The 25761-nt window shown below is 53.5% G+C and carries 18 protein-coding genes; 3 read left to right on the forward strand and 15 right to left on the reverse strand.

Annotated features, from left to right (window positions below; translation table 11 throughout):
* Positions 1-201 precede the first annotated feature (201 nt).
* Positions 202-1560 (reverse strand): sulfatase, encoded by a 1359-nt coding sequence (locus P8N76_19775; GenBank protein MDG2383922.1) that lies wholly within the window; start codon positions 1558-1560, stop codon positions 202-204.
* Here P8N76_19775 and P8N76_19780 point away from each other — a divergent pair.
* Entirely contained in the window at positions 1559-1741 is a 183-nt protein-coding gene (locus tag P8N76_19780; protein ID MDG2383923.1) for a hypothetical protein, read from the forward strand. The genes P8N76_19775 and P8N76_19780 overlap by 2 nt on opposite strands.
* Positions 1742-1959: 218 nt before the next feature.
* Here the strand turns inward: P8N76_19780 and P8N76_19785 are convergent, their stop codons facing one another.
* Both P8N76_19785 and P8N76_19790 read right to left on the reverse strand, forming a co-directional pair.
* The gene (locus tag P8N76_19785; protein ID MDG2383924.1) at positions 1960-3375 is read right to left on the reverse strand and encodes a DUF1501 domain-containing protein; all 1416 of its coding nucleotides are present in this window, start codon (positions 3373-3375) and stop codon (positions 1960-1962) included.
* Positions 3376-3401: 26 nt separating this feature from the next.
* Entirely contained in the window at positions 3402-4166 is a 765-nt protein-coding gene (locus tag P8N76_19790) for an FCD domain-containing protein (protein MDG2383925.1), read from the reverse strand.
* 381 nt (positions 4167-4547) lie between these two features.
* Between P8N76_19790 and P8N76_19795 the strand changes: the two genes are divergently transcribed.
* Together P8N76_19795 and P8N76_19800 are read left to right on the forward strand one after the other, a co-directional pair.
* On the forward strand, positions 4548-6341 hold the full coding sequence (locus tag P8N76_19795; GenBank protein ID MDG2383926.1) for a PEP-CTERM sorting domain-containing protein: 1794 nt from the start codon (positions 4548-4550) through the stop codon (positions 6339-6341).
* Positions 6342-6516: 175 nt separating this feature from the next.
* A complete protein-coding gene (locus tag P8N76_19800) occupies positions 6517-11688 on the forward strand; it encodes a CotH kinase family protein (protein MDG2383927.1) in 5172 nt (1723 codons plus the stop codon).
* A gap of 407 nt (positions 11689-12095) precedes the next feature.
* On the opposite strand, the gene P8N76_19805 is transcribed toward P8N76_19800, so the two are convergent.
* From P8N76_19805 to P8N76_19860, 12 genes are all read right to left on the reverse strand, one after another.
* On the reverse strand, positions 12096-13124 hold the full coding sequence (locus tag P8N76_19805; GenBank protein ID MDG2383928.1) for a DUF1559 domain-containing protein: 1029 nt from the start codon (positions 13122-13124) through the stop codon (positions 12096-12098).
* 274 nt (positions 13125-13398) lie between these two features.
* Positions 13399-13830 (reverse strand): hypothetical protein, encoded by a 432-nt coding sequence (locus tag P8N76_19810; protein ID MDG2383929.1) that lies wholly within the window; start codon positions 13828-13830, stop codon positions 13399-13401.
* A gap of 19 nt (positions 13831-13849) precedes the next feature.
* Positions 13850-14863, reverse strand: coding sequence for a DUF1559 domain-containing protein (locus tag P8N76_19815; protein ID MDG2383930.1), 1014 nt, complete (start codon positions 14861-14863; stop codon positions 13850-13852).
* 134 nt (positions 14864-14997) lie between these two features.
* Positions 14998-16536, reverse strand: a complete 1539-nt coding sequence (locus P8N76_19820) for a permease (protein MDG2383931.1) — start codon at positions 16534-16536, stop codon at positions 14998-15000.
* Positions 16533-17012 carry a hypothetical protein gene (locus P8N76_19825; GenBank protein MDG2383932.1) on the reverse strand — a complete coding sequence of 160 codons (480 nt, stop codon included), beginning with the start codon at positions 17010-17012 and terminating at the stop codon, positions 16533-16535. The genes P8N76_19820 and P8N76_19825 overlap by 4 nt, the downstream gene beginning before the upstream one ends.
* Positions 17013-17089: 77 nt before the next feature.
* Entirely contained in the window at positions 17090-18001 is a 912-nt protein-coding gene (locus tag P8N76_19830; protein MDG2383933.1) for a MoxR family ATPase, read from the reverse strand.
* 74 nt (positions 18002-18075) lie between these two features.
* Positions 18076-20367: a transglutaminase-like domain-containing protein gene (locus P8N76_19835; GenBank protein MDG2383934.1), complete on the reverse strand. Its 2292-nt coding sequence runs from the start codon at positions 20365-20367 to the stop codon at positions 18076-18078.
* A gap of 10 nt (positions 20368-20377) precedes the next feature.
* Positions 20378-21757 (reverse strand): DUF58 domain-containing protein, encoded by a 1380-nt coding sequence (locus P8N76_19840; GenBank protein ID MDG2383935.1) that lies wholly within the window; start codon positions 21755-21757, stop codon positions 20378-20380.
* On the reverse strand, positions 21754-22254 hold the full coding sequence (locus P8N76_19845) for a thioredoxin family protein (GenBank protein ID MDG2383936.1): 501 nt from the start codon (positions 22252-22254) through the stop codon (positions 21754-21756). Before P8N76_19845 ends, P8N76_19840 begins: the two co-directional genes overlap by 4 nt.
* A gap of 51 nt (positions 22255-22305) precedes the next feature.
* A complete protein-coding gene (locus P8N76_19850; protein MDG2383937.1) occupies positions 22306-22887 on the reverse strand; it encodes a MerC domain-containing protein in 582 nt (193 codons plus the stop codon).
* Between the two features lie 352 nt (positions 22888-23239).
* Positions 23240-23692: a hypothetical protein gene (locus P8N76_19855; GenBank protein MDG2383938.1), complete on the reverse strand. Its 453-nt coding sequence runs from the start codon at positions 23690-23692 to the stop codon at positions 23240-23242.
* Positions 23693-23746: 54 nt separating this feature from the next.
* A complete protein-coding gene (locus P8N76_19860; GenBank protein MDG2383939.1) occupies positions 23747-24490 on the reverse strand; it encodes a hypothetical protein in 744 nt (247 codons plus the stop codon).
* Positions 24491-25761 lie beyond the last annotated feature (1271 nt).

Here is a 25761-nt window from a genome sequence, read left to right on the forward strand (position 1 = left end):
CACCAACGCTTGAAATAATTGCGCCCACCCTCTGGCGTTCGTAGTTGCGACAGTTAGGTGCCCGAGTGCCATCTGTGTAGTATTCCAAGCATCCATCGATTTGAATTTACTTTTATTTCGTCGGCTGCACTTAAATGAATCACGTTGCCCGCAATTCGGCCAGACTCCAGTTGCTATTCGTGGAACGACGGCATTATGAATTCAGTCGTAGCTGGTGATAACTTGTCGCTCTTTGACAGGCCACCATGCGTCAATCTTGGCAGCGAGATCAGCGACGACTTCGGGATGTTGTTTGGCAACGTTTTGCTTTTCGTGGGGATCCTTTGACAGATCAAAGAGTTGCGGACGTTTTTCGGTTCGAGGATGGCTGCTCTGATAACGATTCACCTCACCGTCGTATGTCAAAAGCAATTTCCATTTCCCCTCGATTCGCCAGCGATAAAGTAGCGAAGCTTCTGGATTTTCGATATCCGCAATATCGTGCGCGAATCCCTCACCGAAGATACCTGATCGCTCAATCGGACGATCGTGCTGGAGATTGTCCAAGATATTTAAACCGGGTAATTCATCAGGTGTCCGAGCACCGGCTGCGGCAAGCACAGTAGGAAACAGATCAATCGACGAAACCAACTCGGAACGCTTGGTCGGTTTAAGTCCGCCGTTTGGCCAAGCGAACATGATGGGCGTTCGGGTACCACCTTCATACGGACTCTGCTTGGATCGCAGAGCATAGGCGGAACGATCAGTTCGATTGATCCAGCCATTGTCCGTTACATAAACGATCAGCGTATCGTCTCTGATTCCGCGTTCCTCGAGCATGTCGATCAGCTGACCACAAGTTTCGTCAAACCACTCACAGTTGGCGTAGTACTTTGCGACAGGCAGAGGGTGTCCTTGTGCCTTGTATCTCTTCAGAATACGCTCCGGAGGATTGTGCGGCGTATGCGGAAGAAAAACGCCATACCAGAGAAAGAACGGTTTCTTCTCTTCGATGGCATGGTCAACAAATGCTTCAATCGGTTCCATCCCCTGCCGACCAATTTTCAGGCCATCATCACCATGGCGACCGCCAGGTTTCGGAAACCCGCGAGTCATTCCATGGGTGAATCCCCCGCGTTGGAAACTTCCTTCCCACCATTTCCCGCTCTGGTGGCTGAGATAACCTCGTTCGGACAACAGTTTAGGCAGCGTCTCGAACTGATCGAGATAGGAAATAAGTTGGGCACGGCGTTGATGGTAAAGGTCTGTATCGGGCTTGGCATGTTTGGGAGAAGGATCGTTACCTGTGATTCCATGTCGGTGCGTGAACTGTCCCGTTGCCAGTGTTGCCAGCGAAGGTCGACAAAGAGCAGTTGGAACATATCCGCGTTCGAAACGAACACTCTCTGCTGCCAACTTATCCAGATTGGGAGTCTTGATATGAGGATGCCCCATGAAACCGTAATCGGTCCATGCCTGGTCGTCGGAAATGATGTAAACAATGTTGGGCGATGTGTCGGCTATCGCGCCAGAACAACTGACAATCAAGGTCCATAGACCAAAGAGGAATCGTGTCTTCATGGGTAGGATCTTTCGAGATGGTGTTCGGGGCGTGGTTGAAGAGAGCTTCGCGTTTTGGGGTCGCTTGGGGGCACCCTCTCAAAGCTCGGATTGTCGAGGCTGGTTTGCCAGTTTGATTGATTGGTATCGTCGGCGATCTCGCAAGGCAACTCTTCGAATTGCAAATCAAGGACTGCTGTGATGGCAGCAAGATGATTGTAACAGCTCAATGCGAACAATGGCTCGATTTATTTCGCGATGGGCGAGCTAATGCAACTGCCTTCTCGAGCGATTTTCAGGTTGTGGGTTGGCGACACAAGTTGCCCTGATTCGTCACGCCAAGGGGCGCTTCGATCGATTGCCAATCTCGGTCACTTTCTTGTCGGAGTGAAGTCCAACAACAAAATGCTCTTGAAGAGATTATGCAATAATCTCTTCCACCACTCGACCGGCGACGTCGGTCAGTCGGAACGGACGTCCGTGATGGGCAAAGGTTAGCCGTTCGTGATTGAGCCCCATCAGATGGAGCATCGTGGCGTGCAGATCGTTGATGTGAACATGCCCTTCGACGCCGTAGTAACCAAAGTCGTCGGTTTGCCCGTGCGTGACGCCGCCTTTGACGCCGCCGCCGGCCATCCACATCGTGAAGCCGTGATGATTGTGCTCGCGACCGTCACCATTTTGTGCGTGAGGCGTCCGACCAAACTCACCGCCCCACAAAACGAGTGTGTCGTCGAGCAGGCCACGTGATTTCAGATCGGAAAGCAGGCCAGCAACCGGCTTGTCAGAGACGGCACAACGATCGGGCAATCCCGTGGCGATCTTATTGTGATGGTCCCAACCGCCAAGCGAGACTTGCACGAATCGCACGCCTGCCTCAGCAAAACGTCTCGCCAACAAGCACTGCCGCCCGAAGCTGTCGGTTGGCTCTTCCCCCACACCGTACAGAGCGAGCGTTTCTTTCGACTCATTTGCCAGATTGACCAGCTTCGGAGTCTCCGTTTGCATGCGAAAGGCGAGCTCGAACGATGCAATCACACCCTCCATCTGTTGATCCGTCTCCAATCGCTTGAGTTGCTGTCGGTTCATCTGCTGAATCAGATCGATGCGATGTCGCTGGATATCTTTTGGCAAAGAGGAATCGGTCAAGTGCCGAATGGGAGCCTTGTCCGCCGAAGACCCCACATGCTGGATCGCGGTGCCCTGATGAATTGCCGGCAGAAACGCACTGCTGTAATTACGTTCGCCTTCCTTGGGAAGAATCGTAATGTAGCTCGGCAATTGCTGGTTTTCAGTTCCGAGTCCATAGGAGAGCCAAGCGCCCATGGAGGGTACCGTGTCAAACAGATTGCCAGTGTGCAATTGCCGAATCGCAACCGGATGGTTCGGGCTGTCAGCCTCGACTGCTCGCAAGACACACAGGTCATCGGCATGCCTAGCCGTGTGGGGTAACAGTTCGCTCATATAGAGTCCGCTTTCGCCGGCGTGCCGAAAGCCGGAAACCGGCCCCAAGAGTTTCGTGTCGTCGAGACCAACAGTCGCTTCGGTCGTGGGCAGCTCGTACGGCAAACCTCCGCCAGATCCTTTTGCCAATTGCGGCTTGTAATCGAAGAGGTCCATCTGCGATGGACCGCCTGACATGAACAGAAAAATGATCCGTTTGGCTTTGGGCGGAAAGTGAGTTGGCTTCGCACCTAATGCAGATCCACTCGCTGAGGTAACTGGCGAGGCTTGGAGCTGCTGCTGAAGCATGCCGCTTAGCGCCAAAGCGCCAAACCCGCAGCTTGTTGTCCGCAGAAAGCTGCGACGACTCGTCTTGTGATGGGTCGGTTTCATCGATTTTTCGGCCGAGTGTGAGTGATTCATTGAGACCGGCTGTTTTCGCCGTTCATCGGAGGAGGATCTCGCAGTTCATCCAGCAAACTGTTGTAAGCCGGGCGAATATGGTCTCGCATTTCTCGTGTCGCCTGTTCCGCGTCACCTGCCACCAGAGCAGAATAGATCCTTGCATGTGAACCTTTCGTCTGCTCTCGGCGATTCTCTGACCAGCGAATTCTCGCTAAATTGGGCTGTAACTTTCTCAAAAGCGAATCAAGCAACGCAGCCATCAAGCTATTTCCCGATAGCCGTCCAATCTCGACATGAAATTCAATGTCAAGCTCAGCAAATTTGGGTGATGCGGTTGAAATCGGAATTGCTGCCATGTCTTCGAGAATTTGCCGTAATCGGAGCAACTCCGGAAGCTCTCTTCGTTCCGCCGCGCGAGCGACCATCGTCACCTCCAGCACTTCCCGTGTTTCGAATACATGAAATAGGTTGTGGTCTTGCTGATCCATCAAGCCCTCGAATTCGCGGCCAAGATCGACTCCTGTCGACTGCCAATCTTCATCACCGTTATTGGATTGGACGATCGCACCGACACGAGGAAGCACCTTGACGAAGCCCTTGCCCTGGGCGTCCAACAAAGCGTCTCGCACAACGCCCGCCTTCACGCCAAACCGAACCGCCAGCTGACGAATGGGCGGGAGTCGCTCGCCATCTTTTAGACCGTTGTTCACGATCAGTTCGTCAATCTGGTCGACGATGGCGGCAGCGTCGCAGGGTCCCATTGTCATTGGATTGCCCATGCAGTTCCCTTTTCCTGATAATCAGTGGTGTGGATGCGTCGATTCTTTCTAGTTTAACGCAACTCACATCTGATCGTCAATCCAATCGCCTGATTAATCAGAGATCTCTTCGGCTTTCAAATACAGCCCAATAACGCCATATAGCGTCAGACTTATTTCCTTCAGAAAAATTAATTGTTTATCAAATTTCATGTCTGTACAATCAGCGGCAATCCCTGTGCTGGTCATTGCAGGTTGGCGAACGGATCCAGCATCAATTACGCTCGACGGGTCATTTACCCCCGTGGCGGCGGAAGAGCGCTCGATGAGAAAAGGCAACTGGTGGAGAGGCAAGAGTCATTCTGGGTGGCAGACAATTTTATATGTGATTGGATTGAGACCATGAAAATTATCCGAACGACTGTACTACTAGGTTGTGTTCTGGGGGGAAATCTGAGCTACGGCGAAATCTTTCGTGAAGATTTCAATTCGTTTTACCTTTCTGAAGCGGCCCTTGGGCAGCCAGGCAATGGCGTTGAAACGGATTGTGATGACCCGTTACCAAATTGTGGCATCCAAGCCAGCACGGACCTCGATGTGTTTGGTTGGGGATGGGTTGAGGGCTGGGAAGCGACGGGGCGTCATGCGGCTCACGGGGTGGACCTGGGGACCTTTGAAAACGAGACCAATTATGCGATCCAATTTTTCAACGGTATTCCGATTGAGCTCCCGAGGGCAGAAACGATTACGGCGGTGGATCCGGCGGTCATGATCTGGCAGAACAACGTGATCACGCTGGAAGACGGCATCGCAGGTTCGAACAGTTCGGATGTGACCTGCACGTTAGACTTTGACGCGAGTCCAGCCGTTTATCAGGCGCCTGGCCAAGTGACAACGGCCGACGATGGACTGCTGATCGAAGTCTTGCGAGACAATGACAGCGTGCTTGCCGCCCATACGAACATGCCGGGTGATTGGGCTGGAGACATCGAGCTCGTGCCCGATAGTTTTCAGTACGTCGGTGACGGCTCTGGTGACATTCGCTTGCGGGTCGGGCCCTCGAATTTCGGTAGCGGTCACTTCGGCGGAGCAATCGATAATTTGAAGTTGACTTGTGGGGCCGAGGTCTTCAGGGATGGTTTTGACGGCTTTAATGCTCCGGCTGCGAACTTTAACGGCGTTCAGTTCGAGTCCGGTTTGCCGGTTGCTCACAGTGGCGACTTGCCGAATTGGAGCAAGGAAGGCGGTGGAACCGCGCATGTCGTGGATGTCGCTGGTGGTGAGGAAGAGCCACCAAAATTCACCAGCGATACGAACACGATGACGCTTGTCGAAGGCATCGACGCCAATGAGGCTGGAGCAAACTATCAACTCAGCGCGCGGATTGGACCCAGCGCCTGGGGCGGCGAGGGCCAGGCCACCACGGAAGATGATTTCATCAAGATTCAGTTGTTACGCGAGGATGATTCGGTGCTAGCCAGTTTCGATGCACGTCCGGAACCTTGGGATCAGGGTAACCCGGATGCCCAGGATCTGGACGGTGACGGCATGCTGGATACGCCGGTGGAGTTTGAGTATGTGGGTGACGGATCTGGTCCAGTACGCATTCAAATATTCGGTGCGGTCGGAGGAACTCGACGATTTGGGGGTGCAATCGATGATTTGGTAATCTCTCGAGGCGCGCTTGCCGGAGATTACAACGAGAGTGGTACACTGGATTCTCGCGACATTGACTTCTTAACGGCGGCGATCGGTTCGGACGATCTGACCTTCGACGCCAACGGCGACGGCAGCGTCAGCGCGGAAGACCGAACGACTTGGGTTGAACAGCTTGCGAACACTTGGTTTGGAGATTCAAACCTGGACCGCGAGTTCAATTCGAGTGACTTGGTTGTCGTTTTTTCAGCCGGCAAGTATGAGCTGGATGAATTTGCGGGTTGGGCAGGTGGAGATTGGAACGGTGATCAGCGATTTGGCAGTGGCGATTTGGTCACCGCTTTTGCCGGCGGGGGTTACGAAGCAGGTCCGCGAAATGGTGTGGCCGTTGTGCCAGAACCATCGTCACTATTCCTGTTGGGAATGGGGCTGCTCTTTATTTCTCGTCGCAAATCATCGCATCAGGTAAGCTATCTGCTTGTCAGTCTGTCATCCACGCACCATGCGGCAGTCGAAGGCTTACGCGACTGTCGCGTGTGAGTTTGCTCGTTGAAAATGTCACAATCGAGACCCGAGGATCCGTATGGGTGTCAGGCACAGTTCAAAATGGTATCGGCATTCAGTCCGGCGCGCTGGCCTTCGTCGCGGCGATCGCAGGTTGGGGCTGCCGCGAGCCTTTCAGCCGCAGCTTGAACGTTTGGAGTCCCGGCAGCTATTGGTTGCAAATCTTACGGCACATTGGTTGGCAGAAGATTTGACTGCGACGCACGAGCAAGGCCAAACGGTTACCAACTGGGTGGACTCGATCGGTGATGTGACGGCGGTGGCTACGGGGGCGCCCGAGCTTGTGCAAGACGTGTTCGGCGGTCAGTCGATCGTCCGCTTTGACCCAAGCAACGGTGGTGATTACTTCCGTGTTCCTGCGACCGACAGTCCGATGTCGGGAGCCAATGACTATACGGTTGTCGTGGTTTTTGCGACTTCGTCAGCCGATCTGGGCAGCGATTCCCGCTTTTGGTTTGATCAGACAGGCCTAATCGACACCAGCCAATTCGGTTTTGCGGACGATTGGGGAATGTCTTTGAATGGCGAAGGACAAGTGGCCGCTGGGATTGGCAAACGCGCGACAACCCAGTTATCAACCCAGACCGGTTTGAACGATGGCAGCCCTCACGTTGCGACCTATACCAAAGGAGGCGACACGATTTCGTTGTACGTCGACGGTCAAGTCGACAGCACATCGGGTGTGTCCCAGGCGCCGCGTGCTGCGCGCGAAATGTGGATCGGAGCGATCACGGGAGGCGTCTTTCCCTATGCAGGTGATGTCGCAGAAATTCGTATCTATGATGATGATCTGACTCCCGACGAGGCCGAAGAACTGAACAGCGAATTGCTCGATCAGTATCAGAACTCACCACCTGTCGTTCAAGACGATACCTTTCGTGTGCATGAAGACAGTCCGCTTGTCGTGGACGCACCCGGTGTACTCGAAAACGACAACGCCGCTGCTGGTACAAATTCGCTGAAGGCAATTCTGGTTGAGGATCCCAGCTACGGCAAAGTGGATTTGCAAGCGGATGGTTCATTCGTTTACTTGCCGGCTGCCAATTTCTTTGGAAGTGATTCGTTTCGGTACCGAGCCAGCGATCAGCAGCAGGATATCGACGCCATCTTTACCGAAGATTTCGATGCAATTACTGGTTCTCGCAGTGAGTTCAACGGCAGTCAATTGGAATCTGGAATGCCTGTGCTTTACGGCGGTAATTTGGGCCGATGGACCGAATCGGGAAGCGGTTCGGCACATGCAGTGGACACGGCCAATGTGACGGCCTGCGCCGAAAACTGCAAGGATGCGACAGATATCGTCAATCCGCGCGATTGGGCGGTGATGATCTGGGAGGATAACTTGATCAAGACTCGTCGGACGATTTCTGAATCGAATACGGCAGGAATTATCTATGCGGTTGATTTCTCTGCGAGTGGTGCCGTCTATCAATCCGGCACGCAAAAAACAGGGAGCACGGATGGTGTAAAGATTGAAGTTCTTCGCGCTGACAACACGGTACTTGCATCCTTTGTTCATCGCCCCGGAGCCTGGACGGGGAGTACGGTACTCGCTCCTGATCGTTTCCATTATGTTGGCGACGGCAGCGGCGACATCCGTCTCCAAGTGGGTCCGGCAACGCCTAATCGTGGTCGCTTTGCGGGGGCGATCGATAACTTGTCGGTATCCGTCGTCGCCGATGCAAGCAGCGCTGGCTTGGTCACGATTGATGTGAGTCCACAGGCGGACGCACCACAGGCGGTCGCTGACAATTTCATCGTGGCTCCTGACTCTGAGACGTCGGTGGGACAGAGGCGGGGAGTCCTCACCAATGATGTTCATCCGGACGGAATTTCCGTCACAGCCGATTTGGTTGACGACGTTCAACATGGAACGCTCCTGCTGGCATCAGATGGATCGTTTCGTTACACGCCAGAACCGGGTTTCGACGGTGTTGATCGTTTTCGCTATCGGCTGGACGACGGTGTCCGACAGTCCGATATTGTCACCGCCGAATTGGTGGTTTCCGCTGCCTCCGTCTTTATTTCAGAGTTTATGGCTCACAACGATGGAGGGCTCTCCACACGGACACGGTTGACGGATGATGCGGATTTCGTGGGGGGAAGCGTCCGTCCTGATTGGGTCGAAATCACCAACCTGTTGAACGTTTCTGTCGATGTGAGTGGGTTTCATCTTACCGATGAACTCAGCGATCGTAAGAAATGGGAGTTTCCCACCGGTTCGGTGATTCCAGCGGCCGGAACGCTCGTCGTTTTTGCTTCCGGACTTGATATCAAGGATACAGCCCTGGACGAGCAGGGGCGGGCTCATACGAACTTCAGGCTGGACGCTCGAGGTGAGTCGTTGGCGATCACCTGGGACGATGGTCGGTTGATTGACACTTTGACCGATCTTCCCCACCAATTTACCGACGTGTCCTACGGAGTCGGGCATGACGGGCTGATTGGCCATTTCACGGATCCATCCCCCAATCAGGCCAATGAGGCGGTTGCCACCACAGGGCCGGTGATCTCGGCAGTCACCGAAAATCCAGGACCGTTGGCCGTTGGTCAGGAGTTGACGGTTACCGCTCAGGTGACAAGCCGGAACCTACCGATCGATTCGGTGAATTTGGTCTATGCGGTAATGTACGGTGCCGAGCAGACGGTCCCGATGGTTGATGACGGCACGGCAGTTGATGCGGTTGCGGGAGATGGCATCTATTCGGGACTCATTCCGGCCGCGGCGAACGCAGCAGAGATGCTGCGTTGGAAGGTTGTGGCCAGAGACCAGCAGGACAACCTCACCAACGCGCCACTCTTTCTCGACGAGTCCTCGGCGAGGCAGTCTCCCGAATACTATGGGACAGTGATCACGGATCCCAACTTGCAAACTGAATTGACGACCTTGCATTGGTATTTGGAGAGTCCCAGTCGAGCGAATCGAGCAAGTGGTAGTCGGGCATCGGTCTATTTGGACGGTGAGTTTTATGACAACGTTTTTGTGCGCGTCCGAGGAGCGTCTTCTCGGAGCGTCCGCAAGAAGTCCTTTAAATTCGAGTTCAATGTGGGCCATGATTTTCGATATACGTCTGATGCACCTCGCGTGACCGAATTCAACTTGAACACCACGTTTCAGGACAAGGCCTATCTCCGTTCACAATTGACCTACGAGTATTACCAGGACGCCGGAGCGTTGGCGAGTAATTCAGGCACCTGGCGAGTGCAGCAGAACGGCGAGTTTTACAGCGTGGCTGCCTTCGCCGAAAATGTCGATGCGGATATGTTGGCAAATCATGGATTCGATCCCGACGGCGCACTCTATAAATTAAACAACGGTAACGGTGTCAGTTCGCCCACGACGGGTGTTGAAAAGAAAACTCGACAGCACGAAGGCAACTTTGACCTTCAGGAGCTTGTCCTTGGCGTAAGACGGTCGAACCCCAATCGAAGCCAATACATTTTTGACAATATTGATATCCCAGGCATGATCTCTTATTTAACTGCTGGAATCATCAGTCAAGATTTTGATCGCTGGCAAAAGAATATCTTCGTATACCGCGACACCAATGGAACCGGCGAGTGGGTGACGATCGGTCATGACAAAGATTTGACTTGGGGTAACCGGTTTTATGATGACGAAATCAGTGGCGACGGATTTTCACACGAACGAAACCTTTCACCAGCAAAACGTCGGGCACACCCCTTTCAGACCGCGATCGCTCACAATTGTTGTGGGCCAAACACGAAGAATGATGCGCTGATCACCGACCCACGTATGCAGGAAATGTATCTTCGTTACCTGCGGACCTTGATGGACCGGCAGCTCCAATCACCCAATACGCCGCCAGCCGAACGAAGGCTTGAGACCCAGATTGACGAAATGGCCGCCGCGCTGGCACCGGACGCCGCGATGGATTTAGAGAAATGGGGAGCGATTTACGGGGAAAGAATCGACTTCCTCACTGCGATCGACGAATTGAAAACCGACTATCTGGAACAGCGTCGAGTTTATCTTTATGAGACTCATGGGCTAGATGGACCTGCCGATTTTTCGGTGGGAATTCCCGGCCCTCAAGTCGGTAACCCAGAGCTGATTATTGGTGAGCTTGACTTTAATCCTGTCAGTGGCGATCAACGCGAAGAGTATGTCCGCATCGACAATCCACACGACGTCGCGGTAGACATTTCCAACTGGAAATTAACCGGGTTGGTGGATTTAACATTCCGCCCTGGCACCGTGATCCCCAGCCACGATTCGATCTACGTTTCACCCGATGTGCAGGCATTTCGTGCACGGACGACGGGCCCGAGTGGAGAACAAGAGCTGTTCGTCCAAGGAGCCTACGAGGGGCGTCTTGCCAATGCGGGTGGTTCGGTACGTGTCATCGGGGCCGATGGCCAGGTCGTGGCCCAGCACACTTACGTTGGCGATCAGCCGACGATTGCTGCCCATTTACGGATTAGCGAACTCCATTACAATCCGGCCAATGCTTCGGATCAAGAGATCGCCGCCGGGCACGACAACAATGATGAATTCGAGTTCGTCGAATTGGTCAACATCGGACCCGATCTCATTCAACTTACGGATGCTCGGTTGACACAAGAGACGATCGCCGAGCGACTCAGAGGCATTTACTTTGATTTCAGTGAAAGTCGAATTACGCAACTTGGGCCCGGTGAACGTGCGTTGGTCGTTGAGGACCTGGACGCGTTTGAGTCTCGATATGGTGGTGAGCTGCCCGTGGCCGGTGAGTGGAGCGGTCGTCTCAGCAACGATACCGAAACGATCACCCTGCGGTCTGGCGATGCAACGATCCATCAATTTACCTACGACGATGCTTGGTATCCGTCCACCGATGGCGCAGGAATGTCTTTGGAGATCGTGGATGTCACCAACTCGGATTTAGCAAGTTGGTCGGCAGCTAGCAGCTGGAATCCGAGCAGTGTTGTGGGTGGAACTCCCGGGACGGCAGCGGATCTCACCGTGCCAGGGGATCTTGATCAGGACGGACAAATTGATGCGACCGACATTGATCTCTTGTCAGTCGCTCTCCGGTTGGGCAGTGACGACAGGCGATTTGATTTGAACGCCGACGAACAAGTGACTCAATCGGATCGTGACCATCTCGTTCGTGAGATCTTGATGACGGATTTTGGTGATGCAAATCTGGATGGAGTATTCAATTCGTCAGATCTTGTTAGCATTTTTCAAGCAGGCGAATACGAGGACGAATCAACGAATAACTCAAACTGGAATGAAGGCGATTGGAACGGCGATGGCGAATTTGATTCCAGTGATTTAATTCTTGCGTTTCAGGCGGGAAAGTTCATGCGCACCTAACGGCGAAACTTCGACCAATTCACCCGTTTGATTGCTGCGTAAGCAAATGAGGCTTACACGAGTAACCAACTCAGGCGTTGGCTTTTCATCTTTTGTTTCAGTCGGAAAAAGGGACGCAAGTAGCCGAAAAGTTTACTAAGGACCTCCAAAGAAGTCCAGCTAAGAAAGCGACGCGCGAGGAATTACAAAGGCCCTGTTTCCCGATACGCTTGCCACTTCTGCCTTGTGGACCAACCAATGAACTTAACTGCTTGGCAGGTCACTCGAGCGCGACGAAAATCGTAACGGAGTGGGAGCGATCGATTTCGAGGCTGGATGACAACGGTGTTCGGTTGCCGTCGTGAAAGCGACGATGTTTTGGGTTGAATCAGATAACTCCATCACAACCGAACAGGCCTTGCCTCTCGCTATGGTACGGCGACGTGTCCCTCCTGATTAGGTATGTGATTAAAAGGATCTTCCGAATGTTCCCCGCAAATCACACAAACCCCCTGCGTTTGAGCACTACCGCCGGACGGATTGACTGGCGGAACTCGACTAGTCAACAGGACCAATTCATCGACCTTGCCTCCGTGCAGTTGAATCGTGGCAAGTTCCATAAAGACATTACGCGAATGTTCGTCATCGCTGAAGAATTCGACATGCGCGTCGCCATACACAAAATGGACACCGCCTGGATGATGACTGGAAAATGCCTCGTCGGCCGCATCATTGATCGCGAACGCCGCACTCCCCAGAACGAGGGCATATGGATTATCAGTTCCCAATCCGATCCCAGGCCAAGTTGCTCTCGGATGTTTCGACACTCGATCTGAGGACCGCTCACCCACCATGATGGTTTTGCTCGTCCCTGCTTCAAACTTTCGATATCTGACGCGACTATTGTGATAAAAAGGCCCTCGGGCGGGGTAGCCGTCGCATTGTCTTCCAGTTCCGATCAAGCGATTGCAGTCGACCAACTTGTTCGCGCCAAAGTTACCGACATAGTTGGCCTTAGGAAACTCAAACGCGCGGTGTCCGGAATGGTAAACAACAAGGCGACCGACGCTCACATCCGAGGGGCATTGCAACACATTAATAGGCAACTGACCGGCCGCGTTTTTCTCATGCAGCATCGGCCGCTGGAGAGACAATCGCTTTGCCAAAACGTCTTCTTCCAACAACGACAATAGATGGGCAGACCATGCCCAACTTCCTGGCCCTTGAACCTCGTGCTCATGAGTCGCGGAGCGCCCCATCCAACCCGGCGGCAAATGGCCACGTATACCGTGAAAAATCTGCAGAGCAATTCCGATTTGTCGCAGGTTGTTCTTGCATTGAGTTTGTCGCGCCGATTCGCGTGTCGATTGGATGGCTGGCAGAGCAAGAATCAAGAGAATTGCTATGACCGCAATCACGACCAAGAGTTCAATCAACGTGAATGCAGATTTTCGCATGGATTAAAAGCTCAACGAATCTTCGTTTTTTAAAATTTATCTTTAGACGAATAAATTGCAGCAGCCCATTCCCATTGTAACCCAAGGATTCGGCTCAATTGGGGCTAATTATTCGAGTTCCGCTCAGCACAAGTCGCATCGTCGGCGCACCTGGTTCATCGTGGTAGACCGCGATCATCGCTCAAGGACAGACCGCCCCAATCGCAACTCGGTAATCATCGTCCCGCACGGAGTTCGACAAGGAACTCGCGTTCGCAAACGCGGGCTACTTCTCTTATTCGCTGACAGTGAAGTTGCGAACGTTGTCACCCTGCTCGACGTTACAGGTCAACGAGGAAGTTGCATACCCTGCGTACGCTTTGTCAACGTGACGCCCATGATGGTGCTCGCGACTGGCATCCGCTGGACTCCGTTTTACAACAGGATTCGGCATGAGCATCTGAATGACGACGACCTGATGTTCTCCGGCGATCGCACCATCATTGACTTGGAAAGTACTCAGCTCGTACCTCCCATTACGATCAATGGTTCCCCGAGCGGTCACGTCGTGCTCTGGATTGTAGAACTCAATCGAACCAAACCGAACAGGATCGCCATCTTCGAATCGAACGCTTCCCGAAGTCGGGTACGTAGGCAGATGGCCTGCACTGCAACCAACAATCGCGAATGCACAGAGACTTAGAGCCAAAAAGGTAATGTGTTTCATTGACATTTTCAGATCAACACTAGCGATCTAACGAGGCCAGGCTGCTACCGTTGTTTCGGTGTGAAAGCTTCTCTAGCAGCCGTGTATTCGTATCCGTTGAGAGGCTGACGACCGAGCAGTCTGCCATGGCGAAGTTGCAGACTTGGGAATGAGCACTGCCAAATGCCAACGGACTTGCCCCCTCGTCGGATGCTCCAAAGGCGATCGGCGCGCCAGGTCCCGCAACACGGGCAAAGCCCCCTAGGTAGTCACCATCGAACGCGGGGGGATCTTCGGGAAACGCTTGGATCCGCGATCTCGGTACGTGCCGCTCGCCGATCAGAAAGGTTTTACTTAATCCATCCTTGATCTTCTTGCTGGAAATCCGATCGATCCAATTGGTAGGCTGACCTCCACGACAGGCGGGACGACTCGTGATAATCGTGCCAGTACCGTTTCCGCCGTAGTAGAAGTCACTCTCGTCGCCCGTCGCGCCGGGGCTCAAATCACCATGATTCGCAGCATAGTCCGTCACGACGCCGGACACCGTTTCAAACGCCTCGCTGTCCGGCACGGTGAAGGTACATCCGCAAGCCGATCGCATCGTCTTTACTGCCCCGGGCTGCGGTACGTCCCGGGTCACCAGAGCACGATCAAGACCTCGGCGAGATGGGCAAATAAAGCCGACGACCTTGGGATTGCGGGCCTCAGCGGGTTGTTCGTACCACGGCCGATAAAGATCCCATTCCGCGTAGACAGCCTGTTCTTCCAGATAAGGCAGGATTCGAACCAACCAAGTCGCCTCGGCGCCGCCACATTGATTCGGATCGCCGGGCCGAGCAAGCAGCCGCGCCGGTGGAAATGCTTGGTGAACCGAGTGGTGATGCTCCGCCGCGATCGCCAATTGGCGTAGACGATTCACGCATTGTGTTCGTCGAGCCGATTCCCGTGCCGAATTAATCGCCGGCATCAGAATTGCCGTCAAAAGTCCGATTATCGCGATGACGATCAACAATTCTACGATCGTGAATGCTTTTCGATATTTTGATGTCATATTGAGATCCAAAAGAGCAAGAACGGCCCCGTACCTAATTGTGGTCACTTCAGCTAGATTTTTTTTGAAAAAACCAGCTTGGTATTGGAAATCAGTTTCAATCCCTCAACCGATTCCCACCGTGGTTTTTTGCTTCATAGTTGAAAGGCTTTTCTGCATCTTCTGTGGGCCAAGAAAATTGGATTCGACATTTTTCTAGCAGACTCAAATTCACCAGCCTCCGCCAAGTCTTTACACCGCTCCAACCAGCCACGAAGCACGCGGCATTGGGTGCGTTGGAAGTCAGTCAACGTGCCATTCCGCAGATAGTAGCCCACCTGCAAACGGCGTGTTAACTCGTCGTACCGCTGGAGATTCCTAGTGGCTGTTAGCTTGTCGCGTGAGGCAACGGCCGAGATAGCCTCAGCACGTACATATTTCATCTCGGCCAACGTCTCCGTTGGGGCTGGATAATAGATGTAACAACCTCCAATACTGGCCGCAACGAGTCCGAAGATTACCACCAACCCCAGCATGGAACTGGGCAATTGCCAATCAAGTCGGCTTGAATCGGACAGATGACTCAATGACGAGCGGGACAACCATTCTTCGAGATCGATCTGTCGAAGCATGACACGAGCCGATAAACCACAGATGCTCATGAACACCAGGATCGAAACGGCGATTCGCTCATAGCCCAATGAAGTTTCAGCCAATTGTCGGCGAAACATAAAATAAGTGTTAGTCGCCGTCCTTTCAAACGGTGCACTGTAGATATCGAATGCGTGCGTGTGAGGATGGTCGACCGTGCCAGCAACACGCAACGGACCTTGAATTCCATAAGCGATTACCGTTACCGAGCCTGCGAAAACAAGCAACAAAACAAGTGTTCGGGATAAGCCATGATTTCGTGCTATCCAAGCCAACAGTCCCAAGTTGACGCCCGTACCTAACGCCAGCAACGTATAAGCCGCACCGATAGAATTTCCATGCACAAACATCGATCCGATCTGCGACATGATGGTCAACGGTGTGGCGTAAACCGGTATTGCCAAGGCCAACATGATCAATGGCGCCCCTGAGTCACCTTGTCCAAACTGGTTTTGCAAGCTTCCCACGGGAAACATGATGCACAACAGCAAATTTCCAGATAGCGCGATCAAGTAGTACAGCAAAATGGAGCCTGACAAATACTGACAAGCTACGACAAAGATGCCGGCAATTCGCTGCCAGCCGGGGGCGATTTCCGGCGTTCGAACCGTGGTCCTATTTCCTTCTGGAGCATACAACCAGTCCCAGCCGCAGCCGAGCAACGTGACCAGTACAAGCGATGCGGTGGCGAATGCGATCACAATCACAGGAGTCGACAAAGTCAGTCCGTAAAGCAGCGAAAGCGGATTGAACAACGGCGCTGTCAGCGCAAATGCAAGAATCGCCCCAGTTGACACGCCCGCGCGTCGCATCTCATACGCGATGGGTATCACGCCAAGCGAGCACACCGGCAAGAGCATCCCAAGTGCCCACGATTGAGGTATGCATCGCCACGTTCCGTTGCCAAAAATGCGCCGCGTGCCCTCCGCATGTAGCATGTGTCGGAATACTCCCGCCAAAAGGACACCGATCAGCAACGTCGGCGCACCCTCCAAGACCGACTGGATGAGGCGAAGTAGCATCCCGAGAGCGAGTGTCGTCATGGTTGAGATTCCTGACTCGGGCTGGCAAGGACGGCGACCTTTTCTTTCAAGACCGAAATTGCATCTTGGACATCTTCCTCAACTTCAGTAAACTTCACGCCTTCCTCTTCGCCGTGAAACCGTGCATCGACTTTGCCAAAAGAGACCATCAGGTTGTCCGATGCCTGCTTGACTTGGTTCCAATCCGACTCATCCAAATCGGTTTCGGCAGCCGCATCGGGCAGCTGTGTGATGAGGTGACCGATCTCATGAAGAGGATCATGTGCTTCATCTTGCTTGTCGGCGTCAAACGCCGCCTTGATGGCATCGCGATGTCCGCATATCCGGATGACCAGCGAATCGAAGGGCATGCGGGTCTCCGCTGAATGGTCGTGGCCGTGGTCGTGGCCAGTCTCCTGCTGATCGTCCGCAGGGGTGCAACCGATAACAAAAAGGCAAAGGAAGAGCAGACAAAGCTGGGACATTATTCGCTTCATATCGGTGGATCCTATCTGATGGTGGCTACGATGAACGTGATTAATTACAAACGGGGAAAAGACGAGAGTCGCACCTCTCATCCGTGAAGTGGAATCGGTTCGGATTGAAGCAGTTCGTCAACGAGCGTATCGATGGAATCAGAATCACTCTCAAGTCGCACCGACAAAACTGACCTCGCAACGGCTTGAATATCATCAGGGGTCACAAAGGATCGATTGTCCAGATACGCATGGGCTTGAGAGAGCGATTGCCAGGTAAGTAGTCCACGTGGACTCATTCCCAACGTGATTCTTGGATCATTGCGTGTACGATGTCCCAGCGCGAGCAGGTATTGTCGTACTCCATTGGACAACTCAACCTGCGACACCTCCGCCTGCAACCGTTCCAGCGCATTAATGTCCAACACAGGCGCGATATCACTCCGATCCAATCCCTGGTTACCGACTGCCGTCGCCAGCATTTCTTCCTCGTTCGCGGCGGCTGGATAGCCAATGCTCAATTTCATGGCGAATCGATCGAGCTGCGCTTGCGGCAGTGGATACGCACCATGACTGTCAAGCGGATTCTGGGTGGCAATGACAAAAAACGTGGGCGGTAGTTCGTACGTTTTGTCGTCGACTGTCACTTGTCGTTCGGCCATCGCTTCAAACAGTGCGCTCTGGGCTCGCGGCGTAGCTCGATTGATCTCATCAGCAAGCAGAATATCAGAAAATACGGGCCCACGCCGAAAATCAAATTCGCGTGTCTTCTGATTGAACATGCTGAATCCCGTCACATCGCTTGGCATGAGATCGGGAGTGCATTGGATGCGAGCAAAACTACCCGCAATAGCTTTTGCGACGGCTTTGGCCAAGGTCGTCTTGCCGAGTCCCGGCTTATCTTCAAGCAGTAGATGCCCACGAGCCAACAGGCACGCCAGGACAAGTTCAATGATGTCCGACTTACCAACAAGAACGGTGTTCAAAGTAGTGCGAAGATCGCGAATCATCTTCAACTTATCTGCAGTCAACTCAGTTGAATCTGATGCAGTCACGGATGTCCTCATGGCGGTAAAGTCTTTGGTTAGGTTGATCTCGGCTGCCGACGGGGCAATACCGACTCAAGGAAGGCGTGACAAATCTGCCGTGGGTTGCTCGATGTTGGACCGTGCTCAGGGCCCGCATACAGGGCCCATTGAACGAGGCGTCGAAACTCTGCTGCCACTGGAATGCGACTCCCCCTGGAGTCCTCAATTACGGTGCGAAGCCATTCTTCAACCGTGATACCTATCGGGCGCTGGCGTCCGCGCAGACACGCGTGTGCATCCAAAACAGTCAGTGACGCTCGAACTAGCGCTCGTTCAGTCCTTGGCAGCGGCAACATCCAAAAGCAGTACAACATGTATACGTAGATGTGTCGACGGTAGATCGCGACCACGACGAAGCACGATACGCCAAAAAGTAGAATGAACTTGTGTGACCAGAGCATGACCAGCGATTCACGCCACCACCGGCCGAGGCGCTCTAATCGGGAAAGTCGAGCATGCTGTATTTCGTATCCGGGACTTGGTTCGATCGTGATCCACGATTGGTCGTTTGCTTGCACTTCAACCCAGAAGTGAACATCGTCTGCATACACGGCGGTCTGCCCCGACGCACGATCATAGTTCTTTGGCCGCGCGTAGAAACCGCTTACAACATGTGTCCGAAAACCATTTTCGCGCAGCAGCCGCGCCGTTGCAATCGCGAAAAGATAGCTTGGTCCGCATTGTTCTACGAGAAGAAACTCGTTGACGACGTCGCTTTCTGTTTCATCAATCGAAGCGATTGGATCAAGCCGACATGTTTCCTGGATGCCGGCCACGATTGACGTGACACAGTCCCAATCTGTCTTCGCTCCCGCCGTCCAAGTTCGAAGTTTTCGCACTATCGCAGGATCAAGACCGGAATCAATGGGAGGCTCATCACGAATCAGACGCACGGCCTGCACAACTTCGCGTCGTGGCGGAATTGAGCGAACGTGAAGAACCGTCATGCGGGGAATCTCACCGCCCGCAAAGCTAAGGACACCATCCTGCGTCCACTGAAAAAACTTAGCGGTGTGTAGTTTATCGATGCCAACGGCGTAGCAGTCCATGGGCAACGGCACGCGACGAGTGCTCAATCGAGCGATCCGAATGACGTGCGTTTCAGAGTCGTCTTGTACGATTGAGTCAGGGCGAGCCGCACATGACACCCAAGTCCGTTGATCTTTGACGAGCGTCAGCTCCGGTCGCTGCACGTCTCCGCGGAATGATAGAGTTGTGCCGTCCCAGGAATTGTAGAGTTCATGCTTGAGATGCACTGGCACACGCCCTTTGAGATAGAACAGTGCCTTACTCTTGATATCATCCATCTTCCCGCCCTCTTTGCGACGAGATTTACGACGTGTAGCCGAAAATTCACGCGACGCGACTTCATTCTTCGCGAGGCGGCTATGGTTTGAAGTAACGTCACTGGGTGCGAGCGGAATCGCCCGAGTCATTTTCTTAGGCTTTCCGGCGGGCTCCTGATAGAGATCGTTGAAAACGTCGTAGATCGACGGCATCGTAGATTCGAGAAACAAATCGCTTTCGATCGGCCCGATTGATTTTGCCGAATCGGTTGCTTCCACCATCTGATCTCCGTTACCGACACCACCGAAGGCGTACGGATCACTCCAACGACTACCACCTGAACTCGGCATGAACCCTGCAATTGCCGTCGTCGTCGTGGTCGCTCGTAACGAAAACAACCCAAACAGCGCGCACGCAAGCGTCAGTCCAACAACGCCTATTTTTGCAGAGCGAGGAATCTGACGTTGAGAGCGGGAAGGCGCCTTGAGATGAAACTTCATCCAGTGCCAACCAATCAGCCAACATATACCCAAAACGCTATAGATAAAGACAATGACAGACGTCGCTAGGCCGTGATCTTGCAGATAGATTGACAACACCGACAAGAGACTCACAGCCACACCGGCACACTGACAACGTTGATCCTTGGGAAACAGGAAGGGCAGAAACGTTAGGTTACGAAGTGCACACATGGCTGTTGCTTCCAGCGGCAATCCCGCCAAGAACATCGCACGGCTGACGATTTCGACCCCAAACGGAATCGCAACCACCACGGGAATAACGATGCTCAATAGTTTCCCTGTCCACCGTTCATGAGCTCTGCGCAGACAATACCGCATTGCGAAGAGCAGTCCCAATGAAATCATCAACTCTGCGACGATCAAACCAACAGGGACGCCGTTTTTCATCAAAACGAGAAACACACCCGTTGTTACGCTAATGGCAATCAATAAAGACGTTGCATTCCCGCGTATATTTTCAGCTGAGCCATCAGTTCGCATGGCTTCACTCTCATCTCTGTTGTGAGGATTGATGAAAATCGGGTCGATTGAACGACCCACTCAAACGCTGGCATTCACGGTGAAAGTCTTCGATCGCCTGCGGCCCCGAGCTAACCGTATGGATTCGGTGGCACGTCGACCGGCCGCCCATCTGCCACGTCATTTCAATGGCGAAGGGCTGCATCGCCACCTCGCCAAGGTTTTGGTCAATCGTGATCCGCACCTGCGATTCGTGCGGCCGCCAGGGAGATGTCTCGTGCAATCTCGTTTTGAGTTCTCCAAGGTCCGCAACCGCCAGCGCATCCATCGCTATTTTTCGCTCATGACGGGATCGTACTTCGAACCGGTGCTTGCCGAACTGAAGCGTCACAGGCATTCGAGTTCGAAAATATGCCTCGCAAAGTCCCGCCGCAACCCGGATCGCCCAATCAAGCGATTCGTCCGAATCGCCGGAAAGCTGCGAGGCAACACGTGGGTACACATCCAAGACAATTTCGGTGTGAGACTCTGCAGCCCCCTGTCGCTCCTTGACCCTGAGCTCATTCAGTCGAGCTGTCGCCGCCCAATGAACGTCACGCATGCCGTCTCCTGATCGATAGGGGCGAATGGCGGTGACGTCCGAATCTTTGCCCACGATGATTGTCGAAGGCTCGACATTTCGGACACGCCGCTGGCTATTCCAATAGCGAGTTTTCATATTCAGAGGCGATGGCCATACGACGATATGCTGGTCGACCATCACTTTTTTCCTCGCGGTCCAAAGACCGAAAGGGAAGGCGATCGTGACCATCGGCGCTCCTTTCGGGTAAACACCGCGGCGTAGTGGTGTGAATTCCCAAGCGAACTCTGTTCGAGTCCAGGCCGGTACATGAGCCAATGCCAACGAGACACCATCGCTCAGGGCCCCGCCCGCTTCGCACCAATCAAAACCTCGTTGGACTGCCAATCCCCAAATGGGAATCGGCCACCGGTTATGCACAATCAATTTTGAACATACGACATCTCGTTCGACGACTCGTTGCTTTCCAAAGGCAATACGACACTCAACGGCCCTGATCGCAAGCCACGGATAGACCAGCCCCACCGTGATCACGCAGACGGTCGCCGCGAGCAAGAGAAAAATCTGCGGAGCCACCAACACCCCACAGACCAAGGTAATCGCAGAAGTCATCAGAAGCACCGAAAGCGGCGTCCTCAGATAGCGAAGGAACGCATTCCACTTTGGAAAGAAGTCTGCGGTAATTAGCCAATAAATCCAGTTGAGCATCTCTTGGACGAGGTACTTAGCCGAGACCATCCCGCGATCATGGAAAATGGTACGGATGCGATTTTTTTCTCCCAGCTGCTTGTCAGCTCGATCAACGAACGTTCTGCTCGACGATGGTCTCATGGTGACACCTCGACAGGATACGTTCGCGGCGCAGAAGAAACTCCAGAACTCATGTCGTGTGAAATGAGGCGAGAAAGCTTGGACTTGAGCAACGGCAACATCGTGGGACCATCGCAGCGATCGACCAGCTTGCCGTTGCGGTAAAACAAGTAGCTGGGGCATAGTCGCAGTCCAAGTTGGGCTTGAACCGCGGATGACGCATTGAAGCTTGCGCGAACGATTCGTGCTTGACCTTTGAACTGTTGTCCTAGTTCGTTCACGACCGGCGTCATCTGCTCGCAACGAGCACAATTGAAGTCAACACCGAACTCAACAAGAATCGGCTCGGTGCTCGTACGGACAAGCTGAGTCAACTCGAGTTCCGTAATCGAATCGTATTGTCGTTCCTGCAGCCCAGAGAACGAATCGCTCTCGTTTGCGTCGGGTGAAATCCGGTCGACCGACAATGGGCGCGAACAGCCTGCGACAATGGCTATTGCAATGAGCAGGAATGTCATCAGCCCATCCCTACCGTGCTGACAACTCACATTCAGCGGTCTAGCATCCATTCAAGACGCCCCCATGAACGATTGACAGTCCTGTTTATCCGAGCAACATCGGCAACCGAACCGATGATTGAGCAAGTGGGCCACAATCAGAACGAATCCGCCGAACGGAGTCACGTAAGGCCTGAGTGTCTTGCCCCAGGATGGCGATGATTCCGACTTAGCCGCGGTTCCTGGTGCGCACGCATCGCACTCGTCACAGGCTACTGCCGCCAGTGAACTATGCATCGTCGTTTTTTGAATCGATGCATCATGCTCGCAGCAGGGTTCCAGCACAAACGCGGCGGAAGATATCAACCCGATACCAACCACACCCAATATCGCTGGGGCGATCAGCCCATGGCACTTCCAACCGGGAACAAAAGCCGCCAGCGCGATAACCACGCAGCTAACGGCCATCCACTGATGAAAACCCTCATCTGCAATCCACGTCAGTCCGAGTGACGGAAGGTAGCCAATCACGAGCGGCATCGTGGCACAGTGAATTGCGCATCCCAACGAGGCCGTCATTCCAGCCAGGTCGGACCACACCACGCGAGAGGTCGGTAAACCCGCTTCGCTAGAAACCATCAGCAAATTATTCATCGCTTAGATCCATCGCTCGTGTGTTATTTGAGTCGCCAGAAAGGTTTGCATGTTAGCCATCCGTCATCAACTCGACGCTACCGACACCTCCGAGCAACCACCCAGCACAACCTTGGTTGATAATCGCCGAATTGGATGTTGCAATTACACAATGGATGTTGCAATTACACAGGACAGTCACGACCCCGCTGCCGCCCTCGTCACCACGGTGCGGTGCTCAAGGTGCGGTGCTCAAGGTGCGGTGCTCAAGGTGCGGTGCTCAAGGTGCGGTGGTCGAGGTGCGGTGGTCGAGGTGCGGTGGTCGAGGTGCGGTGGTCGAGGTGCGACAGTCGAGGTGCGACAGTCAAGGTGCTCAAAGCGTGCAGGCGGATACCAACAGAAGAGGTGGACCACGAGGGAAAATGCTACCGTGATTCAGATTCCAGACTTCGCAGTCGGGAAGACTTAAAGAGGAAAGAGCAGCAACTTCGACCGCAAAACGCACGGGCTGAGCATGCTGCTGCGCGATCGAAAACCAATGGCAAGCGGGGCAATATCGATCCGCCTCAACGAACGTGCCGGGCTCGATCCGAGTGCGTAAACTGTTGCGTTGAAAACCACACCTCTCGGCGTTGGGAGCGGCGGAAGTTCCGATCGCCACCATGAACGCAGCGTCCGTATTCGGAGCACTGCGGGATAACGACCTGCCCGAATGGCAATGGCAGCCCCAACCCGGGAGCCAATGCAACGCCTGGCCCGCCAATACGATCGCCGCGTACGCAACGAGACTTGCGCAAGTAACGAGTTCCAAGCGTTGGCGTTTCATCTTTTCTTCCAGTCGGCAAAAGGGACGCAAGTATCCGACAAACTTGCCAAGGACTTAGGAAGAAGTCCGGTTACGAGTTCGACGAACGAAGGGAAGAGCGCCGAAAATCGCCAGCAAGGATAACAACGCACTGCTCGGTTCCGGAACCAAGCTCGCAAACGCTCCCACACCTTCTTCGAACCTTTCCTCTTCTAAACCGAAGTTGTAGACCATCGCGAACTGATCGGAATCAGCGATCCCAGCGGCATCCGTGCTGATTGAGACCATAAAGCCATAAGCACCAAACATCGATGGATCGGCTGCATCACCTTTCGGCTCCAGAAAGAAGTCCAAATCGCTATGGAAGTCTCCATTCGCCTCGGCTGCGCCGACGCGGTTGATCGCCGGATCGAAGCTTCCAGGCTGAGCACCCGTGATAGCGCTGATGAGCGTGTCGGGAACCAAGGGTGACGGAGGACGATTTACAACGCGAAGCTGGGCGCTGTCAGGAACGGCCTGGAAGCCATCTTTCCAAAACAGCAACTCACTCATGACGTTGTAGACGATCTGGTCGTCTGCTCCGATGCCTCCACCCTCTTCGATCTCCGAAGCGAACCCAGGCTCGCTCGTAAACTGTAGATCGATGCCTTCAGTCGGAAACTCTCCTTCAAAGACAGCACCTTCATCGCCGAACTCAACAGCAATCTTTCCATCCTCGTAAACAAATTCGACATCCGAGTGCCCGTCTTCCGAGTAAGCGATTCCGCTCACGCAGAAGGCTGAAACACACGCCAGGATACATCGTGACCAAATTTTCATCTCTGTTGTCCTCTCAAAAGTATAGATATAAGTAAAGATGCAACATCCATGGAGGATTTCCCAGGAATACATCTTGTTTCCCTGTTTTGGCGGCGATGCGTGTGCCGCATCTCAAAACCGCCACTGACTCGAATTGCAAATCGCAACAAAACTAAGATTCCAATAGCCGTCCCGACCACCAGCAATCGACGAGCGTGAAAGCCCGTGACCACCCAGATTTACAGTTAGAAACCACTACTTCCGCTTAAGTGCCGTTCGCTGCCAAAACCTCAACCCCTTCAATCTGAAAGGCTTGCCTCAACTCGCCGTCGGGACACCGCGTGAACGACTAGCCACGTAAGTTCCGCTGCGCAACGCGAGAAGCGCACCGTTCGCCTTTGAGGAATCAAAGATCGCTAGATGCGAACAATCCTAAAGACTTCAACCGCGTAGCAAACGCCAAGCTGGTTTCGAACTAGCCATTGAAAGACTGGCTTGCGAGAGGAGGTGCGCGGGCAAGATGCAATGCGACAAGGGAAAGAGCCATGCGAAAGGGCTGGCGATCATTCAACAGGTCGCAGTTGTGGGCGAGAGGCAGCTCAATCCGCCAATCCGTTTGAAACTGCGCTTGAGCGAGGAATCGACAGATTAGGCAGTCGTAAGCCAATGTCGAATCAGAGTCAGTTGTGGGATCCGCCCCATGCTGGCAACAGTGATCACACCCGTGCGTTTGGCTCGAGAAATGGTTAGCACTCGGAAGAAAGTGCAAACCTTGTCCAAACACAGAGACAAGGGCGAAAACGCCCAGCGCAACAAGAGCGATCGGATTCCAACGTAAACACATTTTTGCGTTCCAACCAAGCAGGAACTAACGCATGACCGACCGGTTCCCATGCTAAGTCTTGCCGTGATGATTGTCAACCAGCAATCCCTCAAACCACCACTCAGTTGACAAAAGCGCGTGACGAAAGCGCTGCCGTGGCACTCGCTTGATACAGGTTAACAAGAAATTCACATTCTCGGTTTCGATCCGTCGGCACTTCGCGAGAAAACGGTCCGCGATCAGAAACCAAAAACGGCTAACCGATACGCGCGTCGTTGACAAAGTCCAATGCCACCGTAGCCGCTTCGCTGAATCGACGACTTGTCGACCGTAGCAAGTTCGCAACTTTTCAACTTGGAGTAGGAATCTTTGCGAATGCCTACAGAAGTACTTCATCCAGCCGTGTCGAGCATGTCGCTACGAGGGGGCCTTCTGCCGAGTTCGCCCTCGGCTCGACAAGGTCGCTGGA

The sequence above is a fragment of the Pirellulaceae bacterium genome, from assembly GCA_029243025.1.
In the GTDB taxonomy this organism is placed as follows: domain Bacteria; phylum Planctomycetota; class Planctomycetia; order Pirellulales; family Pirellulaceae.